Source organism: Rhizobium sp. BK008 (assembly GCF_014197345.1).
GTDB lineage: Bacteria > Pseudomonadota > Alphaproteobacteria > Rhizobiales > Rhizobiaceae > Rhizobium > Rhizobium anhuiense.
Window position 1 is genome coordinate 268,667 of record NZ_JACIFK010000004.1, and the last position, 19,854, is coordinate 288,520.

The window sequence follows — 19,854 nt, forward strand, 5'->3', positions numbered from 1 at the left end:
TCGGTTGCAGATGCCGGGGCACGAGCCCGAGCGTGACGAAAGAGAAGCAGGCAGGCAGTGTCATCAGTCTGAGTTATCAGCTTAATGCCTTGGAGTTGAAATGAAAATCGACAAATGCGGCAAAATGTTGCGTTGCACAATAAATCTTGGCTGCCGCCAGAGGCGAAACGATTGAAACATCGCCCCGGACATAAGAGAAGGCATAAAAAAAGCTTTGCGGGACTGCAACAATGTCCCGCAAAGCCTTGTTTCCGTCCGGCCAGGAAAACCGGACGGGGGGTCCCTCAACCCAGGAACGGTTCAACTTTTTGTAAAGAGAACCGTTCTGACCTTCGTTTTACGCAATTCCGGGGAAAACAGATCGCTGCTTCTCCTGGAATTGCTCCAACGGTTTCCGGTTCTTGCCCTCGCCCGGAAAACCGCACGTAAATTCGACAACTCACAACCTTTGATCGCTCGCTTTGCAGCAAAGTAATTAGGTTGCGTTGAAACAACTTCTAATGCAAGTCAGCGAAAAGAGCATCACCCAAATGGGGTACGGGACGCTGGGAAGCCGACCTTTTTTGGTGTTTATTTCCTTCCATTTGATTTTACGCAATTTCTGGGCGCAAAACCGCACCATACCTTTGCTGAAATTGCGTCTGGGCCGGCGGCTGCATGGATGCTCGGGTCAAGCCCGAGCATGACGGAGACGGAGGACGCGACGGCAAGAGAGGAGACGACCGGAGCATGGTCTTGGTCCAACCCCACACTTCGTCATCCCAGGGCTTGACCCGAGGATCCACACCGCAAGCACTGCCCGCCTGTGAAAATAAGAAATGTCGCCCTTCCCCAAGGCCACAGACACCGCAAAGGCTCTCCTGACAAACCCTCAGGCGATCTCGCGCAGGCGCTCGGCCGTCTGCAGGTCGACGGAGACGAGCTGGGAGACGCCCTGCTCGGCCATGGTGACGCCGAAGAGGCGGTTCATGCGGGCCATGGTGATCGGGTTGTGGGTGATGATGACGAAGCGGGTCTCGGTGGAGGCCGCCATTTCGTCCATCAGGTTGCAGTAGCGCTCGACATTGTGGTCGTCGAGCGGCGCGTCCACTTCGTCGAGCACGCAGATCGGCGCCGGATTGGTGAGGAAGACGGCGAAGATCAGCGCCATCGCCGTCAGCGCCTGTTCGCCGCCCGATAGCAGCGTCATGGTCTGCGGCTTCTTGCCGGGCGGTCGGGCGAGGATTTCCAGGCCGGCTTCGAGCGGATCGTCGGATTCGATCAGCTGCAGCTCTGCGGTGCCGCCGCCGAACAGATGGGTGAACAGCCGCTGGAACTGGGCGTTGACGATGTCGAAGGCGGCGATCAGCCGCTCGCGGCCCTCGCGGTTGAGGCTCTGGATGGCGCCGCGCAGCTTGCGGATCGCATCGATGACGTCGTCGCGCTCCTTGATCAGCGCTTCGAGCTTCTCGCTCAGTTCCTTCTGCTCCTCGTCGGCGCGCAGGTTGACGGCGCCGAGCCGCTCGCGCTCGATCCTCAGACGCTCCAGCTCGCGCTCGACCTCGCGCGGATCGGGAAGTGCCTGCATGGCCGGGCGGCCGGTCAGCTGCAGCGCCTCGTGGGGGGCGACGTTCAGGACCTCGCGGATGCGGCCTTCGCTTTCCTGCCGCTTCTCGCGGGCAGAGACGAGGCGCTCCTCGGCGCGGCCGCGGCGTTCACGGCATTCGGCAAGTTCCGACAATGCCGTCGTCGCCTTTTGATCAGCCTCGCGCTGGATGCGTTCTGCCTCAGCCAGCAGGTCGCTGGCCTGGCGGCGCGCCTCCTCGGCCTTCTGCAATTCGCTGAGCAGAGCGCGGCGCTTGTCGTCGAATTCGTCCGGCGCCAATTCCAGCTCGGCTGCCTCTTCGCGCGCCTCTTCCTCGCGCTCGCGCAGCGTGGCGACATGGTCTTCGCCGCTTGCCGCCCGCTGGCGCCAGGTCTCGCGCTCCTGGCCGATCGCCATGATGCGGCGCTGGCGGGCCTCGTTTTCCCTAGCCAGGCTTTCATGGCGGGCGCGGCTTTCGGCGAGCGCGCCGCGATCGGTCGCAACTTCGGCCTGCTGGAAGCGCAGCCGCTCGTCAATCGCGGTGAGATCAGGCGCGTCCTCCAGCTCGATGCGGGCATTCTCTTCCTGGACGGCGATCTCCTCCAGCTGCGCGCGAAGCTGGCTGGCGGCCTCGCTGACGACGTCGCGGCGGCGGATGAGATCGCCGGAGGCACGCTCGGCGGCGGCAAGCGCATCGCGGGCTTCGGCGAGATGGCGCGCCGACAGACGGCTCATGTCGCGGGCCTCGGCAAGCCGGCGCTCCTCGGCGCGGATCGCCTCAGCGGCCGCCGCCTGCCGCTCCTCGGCTTCGGCAAGCACGTCACGGGCAAGGGTCGCTTCGCCTTCGAGTTCGGCCAGGCGGTTCTTCTGGGCAAGGCGAAGGGCGGCGGCACTCGGGGCATCGGCGCCGGTGACATGGCCATCCCAACGATAGACGGCGCCCTCTTTGGTTACCAGCCGCTGGCCTGTTTTCAGCGCCGCCATCAGCGACTGCGCTTCCGCTCCCGCGACAAGACCGATCTGGCGCAGGCGGCGGGTGAGTGCCGCGGGCGCGCGGACATGGTCGAGCAGCGGTGTTACGCCGGTGGGAAGCGCGGGATCGGCGGCGCCGTCGCCATTGACCGACCAATGGGCCGGGGCCTCGGCATCGAGCGGCGATTCCAGATCGTCGCCAAGCGCAGCACCCAGCGCCGTTTCGAAGCCGCGATCGACCTTCAGCTCATCGGCAACCGGCGGAAATTTGCCGGCGGCCGCACCAGCGGCGAGCATGCGGGAAATGGTCCGCGCCTCGGTCTCCAGCGCATTCAGCGCCGAGCGGGCCTGCTCGACCGGCGCGCGCGACAGCGCCTCGGTCTGGCGGGCTGATGCCAGCGCCTGTTCGACCACCTGGACGGCGGCTTCGGCGTCGGCGACGGCAATTTCGCCGGCCTCGACGATGGCGCGTTTTTCGTCCGGGTCGGGCAGGCCTGATATCTTCTCGCCGATGGCGGAGAGTTCGTGGCTTGCCTCGTCCATCTGCCGTTCGAGACGCATCCGCCGGTCGGTGAGATCGCGGATGGCGCGTTCCAGCTGGTTGCGGCCGGCAGCGGCTTCCGCGCGCTCGGCCGTCAGCTGGGTGAAGATGCGCTCGCTATCGGCCAGTTTGGCCGCCGCGCCCTCGAATGCTTCGCGGGTCTCCTCGGCATAACGGCCAGAATCGGCGAGGATTTCCGCAATCTCCGCCTCTTCGGCGTCGAGCTTGGCCAGGATGACGGCATTGTCGGCCACCAGCCGCTCCTCGCGGCGAATATCTTCGGCAAGCTGGGCAAGACGGCGGGTCAGCTCGTCGCGGCGGCGCAGGATACGGCCGGCATCTTCCTCGAGCTGGCTTCTGGCGATCTGCAGGCGCTGCAGCGCGGCGGCAGCACGGGCCTCGCCCTCGCGCAGCTCCGGCAGCTTCAGGCTGGCGATGCCCTGGTTCTTCGCCGCCTCCATCTGCAGCTGCGCCTTTTCGGCGACGACTGATGTCGCCTGGTTCAGCGCGCTGTCGGCCTCGGCTTCGGCTTCCTTCGCCTGCACCCAGCGGATATGCAAGAGCATCGCCTCGCGGGCGCGGATATCGGCAGACAGCGTCTTGAAGCGGTTTGCCTGACGGGCCTGGCGCTTCAGGCTCTCGATCTGGCTTTCGAGCTGCGAGGTGACATCGTCGAGGCGCTCGAGATTGCCTTCGGCGGCGCGCAGCCGCAGTTCGGCCTCGTGGCGGCGGGAATGCAGGCCCGATATGCCGGCCGCCTCTTCCAGCAGCTGGCGGCGGGCCTGCGGCTTGGCCTGGATCAGCTCGCCGATGCGCCCCTGCCCGACCATCGAGGGCGAACGCGCGCCGGTGGAGGCGTCGGCAAACAGCAGCTGCACATCCTTGGCGCGGCTTTCCTTGCCGTTGATGCGATAGAGCGAGCCCTGCTCACGCTCGATGCGGCGCGTGACCTGGATCTCGTCGCTATCGTTGAAGGCGGCCGGTGCGGTGCGCTCGCCATTGTCGAGATAGAGCGCCACTTCGGCGGTGTTGCGCGCCGGGCGGTTGCCGGAACCCGAAAAGATCACGTCGTCCATGCCGGAGGCGCGCATGTTCTTGTAGGAATTCTCGCCCATCACCCAGCGCAGCGCCTCGACGAGGTTCGACTTGCCGCAGCCATTCGGCCCGACGACGCCGGTCAGCCCCCGTTCGATGATGAATTCCGTCGGCTCGACGAAGGATTTGAAGCCGACCAGGCGCAGCTTATTGAACTTCATGCAGAAGCTCCGGCGCGCGGGGCGGGCTTGTCACGCAGCCACAAAAAAACGGGCGCACGGCTTTCGCCGTCGCCCGTTCTATCGAAACGATCCGGTTCAGAGCAGGCTGTCGATGAGCTTCGACATGGTGTCAACCGGCATGTCTCCAGAGTAGCGCTTGCCATTGATGAGGAAAGTCGGGGTGGCGTTGACGCCGAAATCCTTGGAACCTCTTTCCCGCGTGGCGTTCACTTCATCCAGAAGCTTCTGGTTCGTCAAGCATTTCGTGAAGCTATCCTCAGTAAATCCGGCAAGCTTCGACATCTGCAGCAGTGCGGCGCGGCCGTCATCGGCGGCGGCCCAGATCTGCTGCTGCTTGAACAGCATCGAAACCATCGGGAAATACTGTTCCGGCGTGCTCAACTGTTCCGGATTGGAAGAGCTGCAGCGGGCGAGCATGAAGGCTGCGGCGGCGCGCGGGTCGAAGGGGAATTCGCGGATGATGAACTGCACCTTGCCGCTGTCGACATATTTCTGCTTGATCGTGTCGAAGGTGGTGTTGTGGAAGTGGGCGCAATGCGGGCAGGTCATCGACATATATTCGACGATCTTGACCGGGGCGTCGGCCTTGCCCAGCGCCATCTCCGGCAGCGCGCCGGGCTTCAGCACCTCGGCCATATCGACATCGCCGTCAGACTCCGGCATGTCGGTCGCCGCTGTGGCCGCCGTCTGCATGGTGTCGACATTGGTGCCGTCGGCCATGGTCTTGCCGGAAGACGAAGCATCGGCAGCGTCCTTGCTGTCGTTGCAGGCGACAAGCGCGACGGCAGCTGCGGCGATGGCGATACCGCTGAGCAGGCGGCGTTTCGTCAGTTGCATTTCGGACATCTGCATGGGTTCCCCATAACTAATGAGATTGACGGCGTGATTGTGCGATATAACGGCTTGCGGCCGCTCACAAGCCACGGATCACCAACTTCCTTCAAAGAATTGTGACCGTGATGGGACCAAAAGCGCACGTTGCGTCCGAAATCGGCGGTTCTCAGTTTTCACGGAAGGCCGAAGGCGTATTTCGGCCGGCATAAAACAGTCTCAACACCTGCACCCGATCCTTCACGATCCGGTAAGCGATCGTCACACGCCGCTCGAAAACCAGAATTCGCACGCCCGGGGCAAAATCCTCGCGCGGCGCTCCCCCTTCCGGCATGTCCTCGAGATCATGACAAACCTGCTTCAACCGGCGGATAAATTCGATGGCCGCCAAGGGATTGTCGGAATTCGTAGATATCAAGCAGATCCTTCTCTGCTCGCGGACGAAACGCAACCTTATGCGCCACCGCCCTCAGCCTTCATCCGCTCGGCGTGCAGACGTTCGAGCCGCTCGAAGACAAGATCGGCATCGATATCCGAACCCGGGCCGTCGATCGCCTCGCGGATTTTCAGACGCATGATTTCGTTGATCGCATCCTCTTCCCGGTCGAGCGCGCGCAATGCAGCGCGGATAACCTCGCTCGCCGAACTATAGGCGCCAGATTCCAGCCGCGCTTCCAGGCTTTTCTGCTGGCTGCCGAGCGTCACGGTAATAGGTTTGCTGCTGCGCATTCCTGTTACTCCCATCAAGTGATTACAGTGTAATACACTTGGAACGGAGTTCAAAAGAGGCTTTATGCTCAAGCTTTTAGCTGACGTTCGGCCGCTCGACCCGCCGCCGACCGGGCGGCCTGATCTTTGTATCTCGAACCAAAGTCCGGCGCTTCTGTTGTCGCGCCGGACTTCGCAGTCTACCGGATCACTTGCATTCGGGGTCGTCGCCGAAGCCCTTGCAGAAGAACTCGGCGGCATTTTCCTTGGTGATCATCTTCGACGCGATCTCGATTTCCATCGAGCCATCGTCCTTCTTCGTCAAAGTTCCGAGCTTTTCCAGCGCTGCGGTGTCGTTGGTGGCAAGCGCGTGCGCGGCAATGACGCCTTCAGGGGCGACGGTGGAATAGGTGAAGGTCGCGGTCAGATCGCCCTTGGCAACGGCGCGGATGGCGGCATTCTCGCCGTCGATGCCGATGATGAGGATGCCTTCCTTGTCACGGCCGGCAGCCTGGATCGCCCGCAGTGCACCAAACGCCATATTGTCGTTATGGGCGTAAACGGCCTGGATCTGCCCCGCCGGGAAACGCTGAAGCGTGTCTTCCATGAACTTCAACGCCTTCTCCTGGTCCCAGTCGGCGTGGGTTTCGGCGATCACCTTGATATCGGTGCCGGCAATGGCTTCGGCAAATCCTTCATGGCGTTCAACCGCGGGAGCCACAGCCGGGTCGCCCTTGATCTCGACGACATTGCCCTTGCCCTTCAGCGCCTCGGCGATGTACTTGCCGGCAAGCGTGCCGATGGGCTTGTTGTGCGGGCCGACATGCAGCGTAACGGGAATATCGAGGCTGCGCTCGAGCGTGATCACCGGAATGCCGGCAGCCAGGACCTGCTTGATGGTCGGAGCGATAGCGGCGCTATCCTGCGCCGAAATCATCAGAACCTTCATGCCCTGGACCATCAGGCTTTCGACATCCGAAATCTGCTTTGCGGACTTGCCTTCCGCGTTGGTGACGAGCAGATCGACATCCTTGAAGTGTTCCGCCGCATAGGCCTGGTTGCGTTTGGTCATCGTGTTGCGGTGGGCCGAGTTCGAGCTCGCCTGCGAGAAGCCGATGATGATCTTGTCGGCGCTGAAGGCGGGGGCGGCCGTCAAGACGGTGGCGAGCCCGGCGGAGATGATGAGCATACGTCTGGTGATGTTGAGCATTTTAAGTCCTCCCTCTGGTTAACACGCTACTTGCGTGGTTTTCTTCCGGCTTCGAGCAGCACGGCAAGAACGATGATCGCACCCTTCACCACCTGCTGTGAGAATGGTGAAACGCCTGCGAGATTGAGAATGTTTGCGATGATGGCCAGCACCATGGCGCCGCCGATCGTGCCGAGAACAGTGCCTTCGCCGCCGAACAGCGACGTGCCGCCGATCACCGCGATCGTGATTGCCTCCAGTTCGAGGCCGAGGCCGGAATTCGGGTCGCCGACGGACAGACGGGATAGGAAAATCAGGCCGGAAAGCGCTGCCAGCACACCACAAATGATATAGACGCTGAAGATGACGAGCGGCACGTTGATGCCGGAGAGCCTCGCCGCTTCCTCATTGCTGCCGACCGCATAGATGGCCCGGCCGAACTGCGTGAAGCTGAGCACGACGGCGGCGATGATGCAGACTGCCGCAAAGACGTAGATCGGTGTCGGCACGCCCAGCATGTAGCCGCCGCCGAGCACGAAGAAACTGTCGGCGAGCTTTCCCGGATTGACGGTTCCACCATCGGCGATCATCAGCGCGAAGCCGCGCACCATGACCATGCAGCCGAGCGTCATGATGAAGGCCGGAATGCGGAAATAGGAAATGCCGAAGCCGTTGACGCAGCCGACGAGGGCGCCGATGGCGATACAGATCAGCACCATCAGCGGGATGGGCATCCCCTGCTCCATCAGGACCGCGCCGGTGACGCCAACCAGCGCGACGATCGACCCAACGGAGAGATCGATCCCCTTGGTGAGGATCACGAATGTCATGCCGATGCCGAGGATCCCGTAGAGGGCGACCTGCCTCAGGACGTTCAGGGTATTGATAGGATTGAGAAAATGAGGAGAGATCAGCGAGGCGGCGATGATCAGTACGATCAATGCACCGGCAAGACCCGTTCCGCGCGGAAGATATTTCATGGTAGTCCCCTCATTAATGTAGTGCCGCGAAGTGCATGACGTCTTCTTCGGTTGCTGTGCGTGCGTCGAGTTCAGCCGTCACCTCACCCTCTCTCAAAACGTAGAGCCGGTCGCACAAACCAAGGATTTCCGGCAGTTCGGAAGAAGCCATGACGATTGCCAGCCCACGGGCTTCGGCCAGTTCGACCAGCAGGTCGTAGATCTCGCGCTTGGCTCCGACATCGACGCCGCGTGTGGGTTCGTCGGCCAGCAGAATCTCGCATCCGGCGCTGACGAGCCGGGCCAGCACGCATTTCTGCTGATTGCCGCCCGAAAGGTTCTGCGTCGCTGCCGCGGCGTTCGGCGTCCTGATCCGCAGCCGCTCGATCAGACCGTTGACTATTTTGCGCTCGCGGCGGAGCGACAGAAGTCCGAAACGGACGATCTGCGCGAGGCTGGCCGACATGATGTTGAAGCCGACGCTCTGTATCAGGAAGAGGCCTTCCGTCTTGCGGTCTTCCGGCACCAGGCCGAGCCCCTTGGTGATGCCGGCGCGCGGCGAACCGATGCTGGCCATCGCGCCGTTGATCCTAACCTCGCCGGCACCGCGCGGGTCAGCGCCGTAGATGGCGCGCAGAAGCTCGGTGCGGCCTGCACCCGCCAGCCCGAAAAGACCGACAATCTCGCCCTTTCGAACATGGATGCTGACGTTTTTGAGCAGCGCTGGCGTCGAAATGCCCTGAGCGGACAGCGCTTCCTCGCCGATCCGGGGCGTGCGGGTGGGGAAGACGTCCCCCACTTCCCGGCCGACCATGCTGCGAATGAGATCGTCCGTCGTCAGGCCATTGGAAGGTCCGTTGTGGATGACTGTGCCGTCGCGCAGGATGGTGACCGTGTCGCTCAGTTCGAAAACCTCGCGCAGGCGATGCGAAATATAGACGAAGGCAACGCCGCTCTCACGAGCCAGCTGCCGGACAACCCGGAACAGCTGGTCGATCTCTGCCTGCGCCAACACCGCCGACGGCTCGTCGAGAACGATGATCTTCGCATTGCGGGCCAGCGCCTTGGCGATCTCGACCATCTGGCGCTTGGCAACGGAGAGCGTGCCGATCCGTGCGGTCGGATCGACGTCGAAACCAAGCCGTTCAACGACCTCCATCGTCCGGCGTTTTGCCTCGCCCCAGTCGATTAGGGCGCCCTTGCATGGCAGCCGCCCCATCAGAACGTTTTCGGCGACGGTCAGGTGCGGCGCCTGCGCCAGTTCCTGATAGATGACCGCGACGCCGCGGGCAATCATCCCGGCCGGCGTCGGATCGAGCACCGCTTCGCCGAAAAGCTCGATGCTCCCCTCGTCGGCCGAATAGGCGCCGGAGAGGATTTTCATCAGCGTCGATTTTCCAGCCCCATTCTCACCCACCAACGCCCTGATTTCTCCAGGCTGCAGAGAAAACGACACGCCCTTCAGGGCGCGCACGCCCGGAAAGGATTTGGTGATCCCAGCAAGAGCCAGCGCCGACGTCATTTCAATGCCCTCCGCAGCCGCAGGAGCGGCGAATTACCAATTTTGCCGGCAGACGGACCTGCCGCGCGTTTTCCGTGCTCGATTTGATCCGCCTGGCCAGCATTTCCGCAGCCTGCATGCCGATCATCTCGCTCGGCTGCGCCATGACGGTCAGCCGCGGCTCGAAACAGTCAGCCCAATCGAAATCGTCAAAGCCGATCAGCGCCAGATCCTCGGAGATGCGCAATCCAAGATCCCGCACCGCGCGCATGACGCCGATGGTGGCCAGATTGTTGCCCGAGGCGATCGCCGTCGGTCGGTCCGCCCGACTGAGGATCGCAAGCGCCGACTGGCGTGCATCCGCGCTGTTCGCATTGCCTTCGCTCATCACGCTACGATCGATCTCGAGCCCGTGCTTGCGCATGGCGCCGACGTATCCACGCACGCGTTCGATCGTGGAAAGCAGCCCCGGCTCGCCGGCGATGAGACCGATGCGGCGGTGGCCGTGGCCCACCAGGTGGTCGATCAGCGTCTCCATCGCCGTCTCATTGTCCAGGCAAACCCCATCCGCATCGGCAACCGTCAGACGGTCGACGAGCACGAAGGGCATGCGAGACGATTTGAGATAGTCGATGGCGCGGTTTTCCGGATCACAGGATGGAGCCAGAATTACCCCATCCACCCGCCGCTGAACGAGTTCACGGACCAGCCGCAACTCGGTCTCCGGATCGTTCTGCGTGTCGCAGAGAAAAACGAGCTGCCCGATGGCGGCGCAGGCTCGCTCGATAGAAGATACGATATCGTTGAAATAGTAATTGGTGCTGATCGAGATCGCGATACCCACCGCGTCGGTCGAGGATCGCACCAGAGACCGGGCCACAGCATTCGGCACGAATCCGAGACTTTCGATCGCGTCCTTGACGAGCGCCGCCGTCGCTTCGTTCACATGCCGGGTGCCGTTGACGACGTGCGACACGGTCGAGACCGAGACGCCCGCGGCGCGTGCAACGTCAGTGATTGTCGCCATGATTGCAGACCTCCCCGTCACGCCTGACGCGCAGCTTCAAACTGCCGCCGCGTCAATTCCCAGAACAAAATCGAAAGATTCAACCACCCTGAACAAGCCTCCTCAGCCTCGGCGGTCACCCGGCCCATTTCATCCTCCAATGAAATGTTAAAAACCGCTATATGGCCATCGAAACGTTTGCGCAAGCGTTTTCTTCTGCGATTTATGGTGATATACGGATGCAAAGGGAGGAACGAATATGGCACTGAAAAACATTCCCGGGATTCTTTGCCCGGATCTTTTGTGGCTATTGAGCGCGATGGGCCACGGCGACGAGATCGCCATCGTCGACAAGAATTTCTCGGCGTGCCGCGTGTCGAAAAAGACCGTCAGCGGCAAACTCGTGTCGATGAACGCGGCCAGCGCCTCAGACGCCATAGCGGCGATCCTGGCGGTCATGCCGCTCGATCATTTCGTCGAACAGCCGCTCATGCATATGGAGGATCCGGATCAGACCGGCATCATGCTACCGGTTCATGCGGATGTGGAATTGCTCTGCTCGACGGCGGAAAAGCGCAGCATCACGAGCAGGCCCATCGAGCGCTTCGCCTATTATCCACTGGCTGAATCCTGCTTTGCGGTGGTTCAGACGGGGGAGATCCGGCCCTACGGCAATTTCATCCTGAAGAAGGGTGTCGTTTAGCGGCGGTCCTGGACGTCAGCGCTGATTCCCCCGCTTCCCCATCACCGCGGTCCCTAAGCGCTGGATCGCCTGGCGCAGCTTGTCGTTCTCGATCCCCTCCATCATGCCTTCGAGCTTGCGGGCGGCTTCGCCTTTCAGCGGCGCCGGGGTGCGGGAGCGGCGGATGGGTTGTGAGACGGGCTTCTGGACGATGCGGATCTGGTGGACGGCGGCGAAGCCGAAGAAGCTGTTGATGCGCTGGATGAGTTCGCCCTGGGCATGGGTGAGGAACAGCGCGCGCGCGCCTTCGCAGGCGATGGTGAGCACACCGGGGCGGAAGCCGCCGGCCTCATTGCCGCCGCGGGCCCAGGCGATTTTTTCCGGCCGGGTGCAATCGGCGAAATCCTCGCCGGCGATTTCGCTCCACGAACCGAGCAGCGCCGTGTTGATGCCGGCGCGCCGCGCCAGGACGGGATCGATCAGCCCGTTTGCCAGCTCGGAAATCTGCTTTACATCTTTGCGTGGATAACTCATCGAAACCCTTGGGCCCTGCCGTCAATCGCACAGGCAATTGGCGCGGCCGACTTGATCGCGCGGCATTGCTTCGCCAAGTATAGGCACTTCCCCCCATCGCGGCAAATCATGACGATCACCACACTCGACACGCCCTCGGCAAAGCCCCTCCTCGACTGGTACGATCGCCACCACCGCGACCTGCCCTGGCGTGTCTCGCCCGGCATGGCGGCCCGCGGCGTCAAGGCCGATCCCTATCACGTCTGGCTTTCCGAGGTGATGCTGCAGCAGACGACGGTGCAGGCGGTCAAACCCTATTTCGAGCGCTTTCTCAAGCGCTGGCCCGAGGTGACCGATCTTGCCGCGGCCGAGAACGACGCTGTCATGGCCGCCTGGGCGGGGCTCGGCTATTACGCCCGGGCCCGCAACCTGAAGAAATGCGCCGAGGCGGTGGCGACAGAGCATGGCGGCATCTTTCCCGATACCGAAGAGGGGCTGAAGTCGCTCCCCGGCATCGGCGACTATACGGCCGCCGCCGTCGCGGCCATTGCCTTCAACCGGCAGGCGGCCGTCATGGACGGCAATGTCGAGCGGGTGATCTCCAGGCTCTATGCGATCGAAACACCGCTGCCGGCCGCCAAGCCCGCGATGAAGGAAAAGGTGGCGCTGCTGACGCCGGCAGAACGCCCCGGCGATTTCGCCCAGGCGATGATGGATCTCGGTGCGACGATCTGCACGCCGAAGCGGCCGGCCTGTTCGCTCTGTCCGTTCCGCGGCGCCTGCGAGGCGCTCAAGCTTTCCGATCCCGAGATCTATCCGGTCAAGGCGGCGAAGAAGGAGAAGCCGGTGCGCTATGGCGCGGCCTTCATCGCGGTGACCGGCGATGGCGAAATCCTGCTGCGGCGGCGCATCGACAGCGGCCTGCTCGGCGGCATGACCGAGGTGCCGACGACAGCCTGGACGGCGCGCATGGACGGCGAGACCTCGGCTGCGGCCGCGCCCTTCGAGGCGGCATGGCAGGCCTGTGGCACCGTCATCCACGTCTTCACCCATTTCGAGCTCAGGCTGTCGATCTGGCGCGCAGCGATTGCCGATAAGGTCGGCACGAATGACGGATGGTGGGAGCCGGTTACAAATCTTGAAGCGCAGGCGCTGCCGACCGTCATGAAAAAAGCGATCGCAGCGGCTATTCCTCTCGCGTTTAAAACATCCAAGGGATGACCATGACCACCGGCATAAAGCATATTGTTTTCGATATCGGCAAAGTCCTCATTCATTACGATCCGCATCTTCCCTTCAGCCGCCTGATCCCGGATGAGGCCGAGCGCAACTGGTTCTTCGCCAATATCTGCACCCATGACTGGAACATCGAGCAGGACCGCGGCCGCAGCTGGGCGGAGGCCGAAGCGCTGCTGATCGAACAGCACCCGGCACGTGAGGAACAGATCCGCGCCTTCCGCAAATATTGGCACGAGATGGTGCCGCACGCCTATGAGGACAGCGTCGCGATCATGGAGGGGCTGATCGCCGAAGGGCGCGACGTGACGATGCTGACCAACTTCGCCTCCGACACCTTCCGCGAGGCGCAGCAACGCTTCGCCTTCCTCAACCGACCGCGCGGCGTCACCGTTTCCGGCGATGTCGGCCTGATCAAGCCGGATATCGCCATCTACGAGACGCATACGAAAAGCTTCGGCCTCGATCCCGCGGCCACGATCTTCATCGACGACGCGCCGGTCAATGTCGAAGGCGCCAAGGCCTATGGCTGGAATGCGGTGCTGTTTTCGGGTGCGGAGAAGCTGCGCAGCGATCTCGCCGCTTACGGATTGAAGGTCTGAGATCCATGGCTTTCGACCCCGCAGAAGAAATCGAGCGCTTTCACGCCGCCATCAACGCCCTCGATTTTCCCGCCATCGAGGCCTATTTCGCCGAGGATGCGACCTATGTCTCGAACGGTGTCGGCAGTCTTGCCGGCCGGCCTGAGATCATGGCTGCCTTCCGGCGCTATTTCGACGACTATCCCGATCAGACGGCGGAAAATTCGCTGGTGGAAACGTTGACGCCGCTCTCCGGCCGATCGGTCTGGTCGGTGCGCGCCACCCACAGCAAGACGGGCAAGCCGCTGATCCGCGAGGGCGAGGAGACAATCACCTTCAATGCGGAAGGGCGCGTCACGCGGGTCGAGGTCACCGATTATCAAGAGTTCTGATGACCGCGTTCCAGCAAAACCGCTGCGCAGTTTTGCTGGTACAGCGCAAATAGAAGACGCCCGGAGCTTGAACTCCGGGCGCCTTGGCCTTCTCCCGCAACTGGAGGGAAATCGGAAGAAGGTATCTCGATCTTGCGAAGGTGGTGCTCACTCCACCTTTGCCAGATCACTGCGGATGACGGACCTGAGATCGTCGATCGGGCGCAGGGACTGCCCGTCTTCGAAATGCCAGAAGGTCCATCCGTTGCATGCATCGAGACCCTGCACCTTGGCGCCGAGACGATGAATGGAGCCGGCCTCGCCGCCTGAGGCCACGGTGCCGTCGGCGCGCACGATCGCGCTGTAGCGGCGCTTGGCGTCGGTCAGCACCTGGCCGGGCTTGATCAGGCCGCTTTCGACCAGCACGTTGAAGGCGACGCGGACTTCGGCCTTCTTGCCGGTCATGACGGTCAGTTCCGCCTTGCCGAGCGGCTCGACGGCGGCGATGCGGGCCGAGGCTGCATCGATATAATCCTGTTCGCGCTCGATGCCGACGAAGTGGCGGCCAAGACGCTTGGCGACCGCACCCGTCGTTCCCGAGCCGAAGAAAGGATCGAGCACGATATCGCCGGGCTTGGTCGAGGCCATGATGACGCGGGCAAGCAGCGCTTCCGGCTTCTGCGTCGGATGCACCTTCTTGCCGTCCTCGCCCTTCAGCCGCTCGCCGCCATTGCAGATCGGGAACAGCCAGTCGGAGCGCATCTGCACGTCGTCATTGGCCGCCTTCATCGCATCGTAATTGAAGGTATAGCCCTTGGCCTTGGCGTTGGGGCTCGCCCAGATCATCGTCTCATGGGCGTTCTGGAAACGGCGGCCCTTGAAATTCGGCATCGGGTTGGTCTTGCGCCAGATGATGTCGTTGAGGATCCAGAAGTTCAGATCCTGCAGCGTGGCGCCGACGCGGAAGATATTGTGGTAGGAGCCGATCACCCAGATCGAGCCTGTCGGCTTCAGCACCCGCCGGCAGGCCAGCAGCCAGGCGCGGGTGAAGGCGTCATAAGCCTCGAAGGAGGCGAACTGATCCCATTCGTCATCGACCGCATCGACCAGCGACTGATCGGGACGATGCAGCGTTCCGCCGAGCTGGAGATTATACGGCGGGTCGGCAAAGATGATATCGACGGAGTGGCTGGGCAACGCTTCGAGGGCGCTGACGCAATCGCCCTTGATGATCGTGTCAACCCAGGAATCCGACCGGGATCCCGGCCGGGAATCCGACTTGACGGAAGCCTTGAGGTCGGCAAGCGGAAAAACTGATGCCATTCTGATACTCACTCATACGCTCTACGCTTAACTGTCCGTTATGGTTACGCAACTTAGTTACCAAAGCCTGAAGCGGTGGCCGATTTCGGGAATTTATTCGGCCGGCCGATGAGTGAGCGGCAGACTTTGCCGATGCCGGCGATCAGGCGGCATCGTGAATCCTGCGGCTGTCGGCCGGCGCTTCGTCGCGTTCGAACATGCCGTAATCACGGACGACGCTGGCGATCCGCAGGCGGTAATCGGCGAAGATGCCGCCGCGGCCGGCCTGCTGCGCTGCCCGGTGCGCCTCGAGATTGCGCCACTCCTTGACGGCCGCCTCGTCGCGGAAGAAGGAGAGCGATAAAAGCTTGCCGCGGTTCGTCAGGCTCTCGAAACGCTCGATCGAGATGAAGCCGTCGATCTTTTCGAGCTCGCTGCGCAACTCGCCGGCAAGATCCAGATATTTGTGGCGTTCGCCCATATAGGGCACGACTTCGAAGATGACGGCGATCATGGCAGCACCAGCTTGGCGTGAGGGGCGGAGACATTTTTGAGGAAGATGCGATCTTCCTTCAGGATGAAGCGCTCGCGTCGGGCAAATTCGTAATTCTCGCGGCCGAGCGGGTCGGACGCCAGCCGGGCGCGATAGGCTTCATAGGCGGCGAGGCTCTCGATATTATAGACGCCGTAAGCCGTCGTCGCCGATCCCTCGTGCGGGCCGTAATAGCCGATCAGGTCGGCACCGTTCTTCGGAATCGCCTGGCCCCAGTTGCGGGCATATTCGGCAAACGCTTCCTTCTTGAAGGGGTCGATCTGATAGCGGATGAAGCAGGTGATCATGGTTTTCTCCTTTGTTGTCTCAGTGCTCTCCTGGGCCGTTTTCGCACATTGCCTGACGGCGATGCTTCGGTTACGATCGAACTATGAAGGAAGGCCCAGACATTGCGCAGATCGGCGCGCTGATCGGCGATCCCGCCCGCGCCAACATGCTGGCGGCGCTGATCGGCGGCCGGGCGCTGACGGCGACGGAGCTTGCCGGCGTCGGCGGCATCACCGTACAGACGGCGAGCACCCATCTCGCCAAGCTCGAAGCCGGTGGGCTGCTTGCCCAGCGCAAGCAGGGCCGCCACCGATATTTCACCCTCGCCGACGAGGCCGTTGCCCGGCTGATCGAAAGCATGATGGGTTTTGCCGCCGGACGCGGGCACCTGCGCCACCAGCCGGGACCGAAGGAGCCGGCGCTGCGCAAGGCGCGCATCTGCTACGATCATCTTGCCGGTGATTACGGCGTGCGCATGCTCGACAGCCTGATTGCCTCCGGCTCGATCGAGGCGGTCGGCAACGGCCTGGCGCTGACGGAAAAGGGCGAAGGCGACCTCAAATGCATCGGCATCGATGTCGGCGACCTCAGATCCTCGCGCCGGCCGCTCTGCCGCTCCTGCCTCGACTGGAGCGAAAGACGCACCCACCTCGCCGGCAGCCTCGGCAAGGCGCTGCTGTCAAGCTTCCTCGACAAGGGCTGGGCGCGGCGCACGGCCGAGAGCCGCTCGATCCTGTTTTCGCCGGAAGGCGACCGGCAGTTCCTGACGCTTTTTCCGGTCGATCCGTAGCTTATTGCCGGTCTGCAGGAGGTTCCAAGGCCGTTTCCGGCGGCCTCATGCCCCTGCCCTCTTTTCATCTTCCTGCCGCACATGCGCCCGCAGCGCCGCAAGAGTGAGCGCCAGCGCCGCGTGGTTGCTCTCGGCTTCACCGAGCACGCTTTCGCCCTCATCGATCTCGCGCAGCTGCGCACCGTAAAGCGACTCGTCCGATGTCTGGCGGCCGCAGGCGAGGTGCCAAACCGCATCCGGCTGCACCTCCCGGCACAGATCGATGGCGTGATTGACATCATGCGTGAACGAACGCGCCATCAGGAAACCATGCGGCGACTTGATACTGCTCGGCATATAGTCGTGGGGACCGTCGAAATCGTCCGGTTCGGCCGGCCGGAATTGCTTCAGCAGGAAAGCACAGGTGATGAAGGCGTCGATCCGGCTGTCGGGCATATCAGTCTTTTCCAGGGTCTCGATGATGTCCTCGATCGTCATGCGGTCTTCCTCTTCGTCCGTTCCTTGGCATGCCGCTTGTTCTCCTCCCCATAGCGGCGGTGACGTCCTCCTCGATCGCCATCTAGTGCATGAGTTTGCCAAAGGTAGTCCTGGGGCTTCGGTTAGAACTGCATGACGCGGATTTGATGGATCTCGCGCCGTCCTCAACGAAGGCGCAGTCTGCCGTTTCGGTAACAGGCTCGCCTGCTGCCGGTCCATGTTCTCTCGGTACTCGCACGCTATCGGCGGCTTAGCTCTGGCAGCCCTTCTTCCTCATCTTCCTTTCGACCTTGGCTCTCTTGTCGGTGCCATCCCCGGCATGCTTTCCGCCGGTCAGGGCATTATCCTTCATCGCCTGCAGCTGCGCACAGCTTCGGTGCTTGCCCCTGGCGATGACGTCGGTGGATGTGAAGGCAAACAGCAGCACTACGGCTGCCGCCGGTCGGACGAAAGCTGAAAGCCTCATGGTCCCTCTCCTTGTGCACCTGCATGCTACGCCTGAGACCATGAAGCAGCAATGAGCGGCCACGATGGGCGGATCAACCTTTAATCGAAAATGAAATATCGAATGCAACCTGTTGTTTTCACGCCACTAAGGACCGGTGCTGAGAAATCATTAAGCATATTCCGGTACTCTCACGTTCTAAATTAACGAGAGAGCCCTGTCATGGCGTCGATCCAGCATAAGATCATCATTGCGAGCATCGCGATTTTCGCCTTGGCGGGTGGCGCCACGGGGGTCGGCATCTGGTCGGCCTCGACCCTCTCGGAAAACAACGCCGACGTTGCCCGGTCGGCGCAAATTCTGCGCAACCACATGCAGGCAGACATGATGCATGACGCGATGCGCGCGGACGTGCTGGCATCGATGCTGGCGTCCAATCCGGCAGCGGGCATAGAAGCGGCCGCGGTGAAGGCGGACCTGGTGGAACACGACGCGTCGTTTCGCGAGATGATTGCCGCCAACAAGGCACTTGCCGCCGACGACAAGACCAAAGCGCTGCTTGCCAGCATCGAACCTCCGCTTCTGAGCTATATCGAGAGCGCCACGAAAATCGTGGATCTGGCAAGCCAGGATCCCTCGGCAGCATTGAAGGCCTTGCCCGCATTCATGCAGCAGTTCTCGACGTTGGAAACGGCCATGGAACAGGCCGGCGATGAGATCACCGCCGCGTCAGACGAAATCTCCAAGCGTAGCGCCGACGTCAAGGCTTCGGTCGATATCGCTCTGAAAGCACTTCTGGCCGCAGCCGCATTGTTCGCCATTGGTCTCTATTTCCTGACGCGGAAGACCGTAACCAAGCCGATCCTGGCGCTTTCCAACGATATGCAAAGGCTTGCCGGCGGTGACACGGCCATTGCCTGCACCGGGATCGGCCGCTCGGACGAAATCGGAACGATGGCATCGGCCGTCGAAATCTTCCGCCAGGCGGCAATTGCCAACAGGCAGCTCGAGCAAGACGCCGAGGCAGCCCGGTTGCAGGGCGAAACCGAACGGCTGACGGCCCGCAAACAGGCCGACGAAGATGCAGCCATTCGGCTGCGGGCGGCGACATCCGGCCTTGCCGCCGGCCTGAAGCGGCTTGCATCCGGCGATCTCGCCTTCCAGATCGACGAGCCGTTCGCACCTGATTTCGAGGGCCTCCGGCATGATTTCAACATGTCGATCCGCCAGCTCGACCAAACGCTCGGCGCCATTGCGGCCGCCATTGCCGCGATCGACGAAGGCACCCGGGAAATCGCATCCGGGGCCGGCGATCTGTCAAAACGCACCGAACAGCAGGCTGCCTCGCTCGAAGAAACCGCCGCAGCGCTCGATCAGATCACCGCCAATGTCTCGAACTCGAGCAAGCGCACCGACGAGGCGCGCACGGAAGCGACCGATGCGAACCGCAATGCCGCCAAGTCTTCGGAGGTCGTGTCGCATGCCGAAGAGGCGATGCGCCGCATCGAGGCTTCGTCGCAGCAGATCTCCAGCATTATCGGCGTGATCGACGAGATCGCCTTCCAGACCAACCTGCTGGCGCTGAACGCCGGCGTCGAAGCGGCGCGCGCCGGAGAGGCGGGCAAGGGCTTTGCGGTGGTGGCCCAGGAAGTGCGCGAACTCGCGCAGAGATCGGCCCAGGCGGCAAAGGAAATCAAAGGTCACATCCAGAAATCGTCGGTGGAAGTGGAAAGCGGCGTCAAGCTGGTTCTCGACACCAGCCAGGTTCTGAAGGCGATCAGCGAACAGATCGCCCGCATCAATCAGCACATGGATGCCATCGCCGTCTCGGCAAGAGAGCAGTCGACCGGCCTTGCCGAAGTCAATACCGCCGTCAATTCCATGGATCAGGTGACCCAGCAGAACGCGGCGATGGTGGAGCAGTCAACCGCGGCATCCGGTCATCTCGCCGAGGAAGCCGCCAAGCTGCGTGAACTCGTTTCCCGGTTCAAGCTGCGCGCGACGGCTTCGACGCCATCTGCCGCTGGACGCCGGAGCGGGCAGCTGGCGGCCTGACGGCTTCTGTCTGCTCGCCATTTCCATTCCCGCG

The 19,854-nt window shown here is 62.4% G+C and carries 22 protein-coding genes; 6 read left to right on the forward strand and 16 right to left on the reverse strand.

Translation table 11 applies throughout. From position 1 onward, the window contains the following. Positions 1-76: 76 nt before the first annotated feature. From FHT69_RS19200 to FHT69_RS19245, 10 genes are all read right to left on the reverse strand, one after another. Positions 77-241: a hypothetical protein gene (locus tag FHT69_RS19200; protein ID WP_183905823.1), complete on the reverse strand. Its 165-nt coding sequence runs from the start codon at positions 239-241 to the stop codon at positions 77-79. A 630-nt stretch (positions 242-871) separates the two neighbouring features. Continuing rightward, complete coding sequence (gene smc / locus FHT69_RS19205) at positions 872-4,333, reverse strand: chromosome segregation protein SMC (protein ID WP_183905824.1); 3,462 nt, start codon at positions 4,331-4,333, stop codon at positions 872-874. 96 nt (positions 4,334-4,429) lie between these two features. Beyond that, positions 4,430-5,200, reverse strand: coding sequence for a DsbA family protein (locus tag FHT69_RS19210; protein WP_373289073.1), 771 nt, complete (start codon positions 5,198-5,200; stop codon positions 4,430-4,432). Positions 5,201-5,354: 154 nt separating this feature from the next. Next, a complete protein-coding gene (locus FHT69_RS19215) occupies positions 5,355-5,576 on the reverse strand; it encodes a type II toxin-antitoxin system RelE/ParE family toxin (RefSeq protein WP_246780742.1) in 222 nt (73 codons plus the stop codon). Positions 5,577-5,638: 62 nt separating this feature from the next. Further along, complete coding sequence (locus tag FHT69_RS19220) at positions 5,639-5,914, reverse strand: type II toxin-antitoxin system ParD family antitoxin (RefSeq protein ID WP_168333473.1); 276 nt, start codon at positions 5,912-5,914, stop codon at positions 5,639-5,641. Positions 5,915-6,101: 187 nt separating this feature from the next. After that, positions 6,102-7,103 carry a substrate-binding domain-containing protein gene (locus tag FHT69_RS19225; RefSeq protein ID WP_063476501.1) on the reverse strand — a complete coding sequence of 334 codons (1,002 nt, stop codon included), beginning with the start codon at positions 7,101-7,103 and terminating at the stop codon, positions 6,102-6,104. A gap of 26 nt (positions 7,104-7,129) precedes the next feature. Then, positions 7,130-8,062 (reverse strand): ABC transporter permease, encoded by a 933-nt coding sequence (locus FHT69_RS19230; RefSeq protein WP_183905825.1) that lies wholly within the window; start codon positions 8,060-8,062, stop codon positions 7,130-7,132. Between the two features lie 13 nt (positions 8,063-8,075). After that, positions 8,076-9,563, reverse strand: a complete 1,488-nt coding sequence (locus tag FHT69_RS19235) for a sugar ABC transporter ATP-binding protein (RefSeq protein ID WP_063476499.1) — start codon at positions 9,561-9,563, stop codon at positions 8,076-8,078. Position 9,564: 1 nt separating this feature from the next. Further along, the gene (locus FHT69_RS19240) at positions 9,565-10,569 is read right to left on the reverse strand and encodes a LacI family DNA-binding transcriptional regulator (RefSeq protein ID WP_097595224.1); all 1,005 of its coding nucleotides are present in this window, start codon (positions 10,567-10,569) and stop codon (positions 9,565-9,567) included. Between the two features lie 17 nt (positions 10,570-10,586). Next, the gene (locus FHT69_RS19245; protein WP_183905826.1) at positions 10,587-10,754 is read right to left on the reverse strand and encodes a hypothetical protein; all 168 of its coding nucleotides are present in this window, start codon (positions 10,752-10,754) and stop codon (positions 10,587-10,589) included. A 53-nt stretch (positions 10,755-10,807) separates the two neighbouring features. Here FHT69_RS19245 and FHT69_RS19250 point away from each other — a divergent pair, with 53 nt between their 5' ends. Next, positions 10,808-11,251 (forward strand): RbsD/FucU family protein, encoded by a 444-nt coding sequence (locus FHT69_RS19250; RefSeq protein WP_183905827.1) that lies wholly within the window; start codon positions 10,808-10,810, stop codon positions 11,249-11,251. Between the two features lie 15 nt (positions 11,252-11,266). On the opposite strand, the gene FHT69_RS19255 is transcribed toward FHT69_RS19250, so the two are convergent. After that, positions 11,267-11,764 (reverse strand): DUF721 domain-containing protein, encoded by a 498-nt coding sequence (locus tag FHT69_RS19255; protein ID WP_028757158.1) that lies wholly within the window; start codon positions 11,762-11,764, stop codon positions 11,267-11,269. A gap of 108 nt (positions 11,765-11,872) precedes the next feature. Here FHT69_RS19255 and mutY point away from each other — a divergent pair, with 108 nt between their 5' ends. The 3 genes from mutY to FHT69_RS19270 are packed head-to-tail and all read left to right on the forward strand — an operon-like array spanning position 11,873 to position 13,952. Next, a complete protein-coding gene (gene mutY / locus FHT69_RS19260) occupies positions 11,873-12,964 on the forward strand; it encodes an A/G-specific adenine glycosylase (protein ID WP_183905828.1) in 1,092 nt (363 codons plus the stop codon). Positions 12,965-12,966: 2 nt separating this feature from the next. Continuing rightward, complete coding sequence (locus FHT69_RS19265) at positions 12,967-13,581, forward strand: HAD family phosphatase (protein ID WP_183905829.1); 615 nt, start codon at positions 12,967-12,969, stop codon at positions 13,579-13,581. A 5-nt stretch (positions 13,582-13,586) separates the two neighbouring features. Further along, on the forward strand, positions 13,587-13,952 hold the full coding sequence (locus tag FHT69_RS19270) for a nuclear transport factor 2 family protein (RefSeq protein ID WP_047613982.1): 366 nt from the start codon (positions 13,587-13,589) through the stop codon (positions 13,950-13,952). A gap of 147 nt (positions 13,953-14,099) precedes the next feature. Here FHT69_RS19270 and FHT69_RS19275 read toward each other — a convergent pair whose 3' ends face one another. The 3 genes from FHT69_RS19275 to FHT69_RS19285 form a co-directional block, all read right to left on the reverse strand. Continuing rightward, entirely contained in the window at positions 14,100-15,254 is a 1,155-nt protein-coding gene (locus tag FHT69_RS19275) for a site-specific DNA-methyltransferase (protein ID WP_047613981.1), read from the reverse strand. 142 nt (positions 15,255-15,396) lie between these two features. Next, a complete protein-coding gene (locus FHT69_RS19280) occupies positions 15,397-15,747 on the reverse strand; it encodes an antibiotic biosynthesis monooxygenase family protein (RefSeq protein ID WP_047613979.1) in 351 nt (116 codons plus the stop codon). Further along, complete coding sequence (locus tag FHT69_RS19285) at positions 15,744-16,073, reverse strand: NIPSNAP family protein (protein ID WP_063476493.1); 330 nt, start codon at positions 16,071-16,073, stop codon at positions 15,744-15,746. Before FHT69_RS19285 ends, FHT69_RS19280 begins: the two co-directional genes overlap by 4 nt. 83 nt (positions 16,074-16,156) lie before the next feature. Between FHT69_RS19285 and FHT69_RS19290 the strand changes: the two genes are divergently transcribed. After that, on the forward strand, positions 16,157-16,843 hold the full coding sequence (locus tag FHT69_RS19290) for an ArsR/SmtB family transcription factor (protein ID WP_183905830.1): 687 nt from the start codon (positions 16,157-16,159) through the stop codon (positions 16,841-16,843). A 45-nt stretch (positions 16,844-16,888) separates the two neighbouring features. Here FHT69_RS19290 and FHT69_RS19295 read toward each other — a convergent pair whose 3' ends face one another. Beyond that, a complete protein-coding gene (locus tag FHT69_RS19295) occupies positions 16,889-17,320 on the reverse strand; it encodes a hypothetical protein (protein ID WP_028755732.1) in 432 nt (143 codons plus the stop codon). A 250-nt stretch (positions 17,321-17,570) separates the two neighbouring features. Next, on the reverse strand, positions 17,571-17,786 hold the full coding sequence (locus tag FHT69_RS19300; RefSeq protein ID WP_028755733.1) for a hypothetical protein: 216 nt from the start codon (positions 17,784-17,786) through the stop codon (positions 17,571-17,573). Between the two features lie 201 nt (positions 17,787-17,987). Between FHT69_RS19300 and FHT69_RS19305 the strand changes: the two genes are divergently transcribed. Further along, on the forward strand, positions 17,988-19,820 hold the full coding sequence (locus tag FHT69_RS19305) for a methyl-accepting chemotaxis protein (protein ID WP_028755734.1): 1,833 nt from the start codon (positions 17,988-17,990) through the stop codon (positions 19,818-19,820). Positions 19,821-19,854 lie beyond the last annotated feature (34 nt).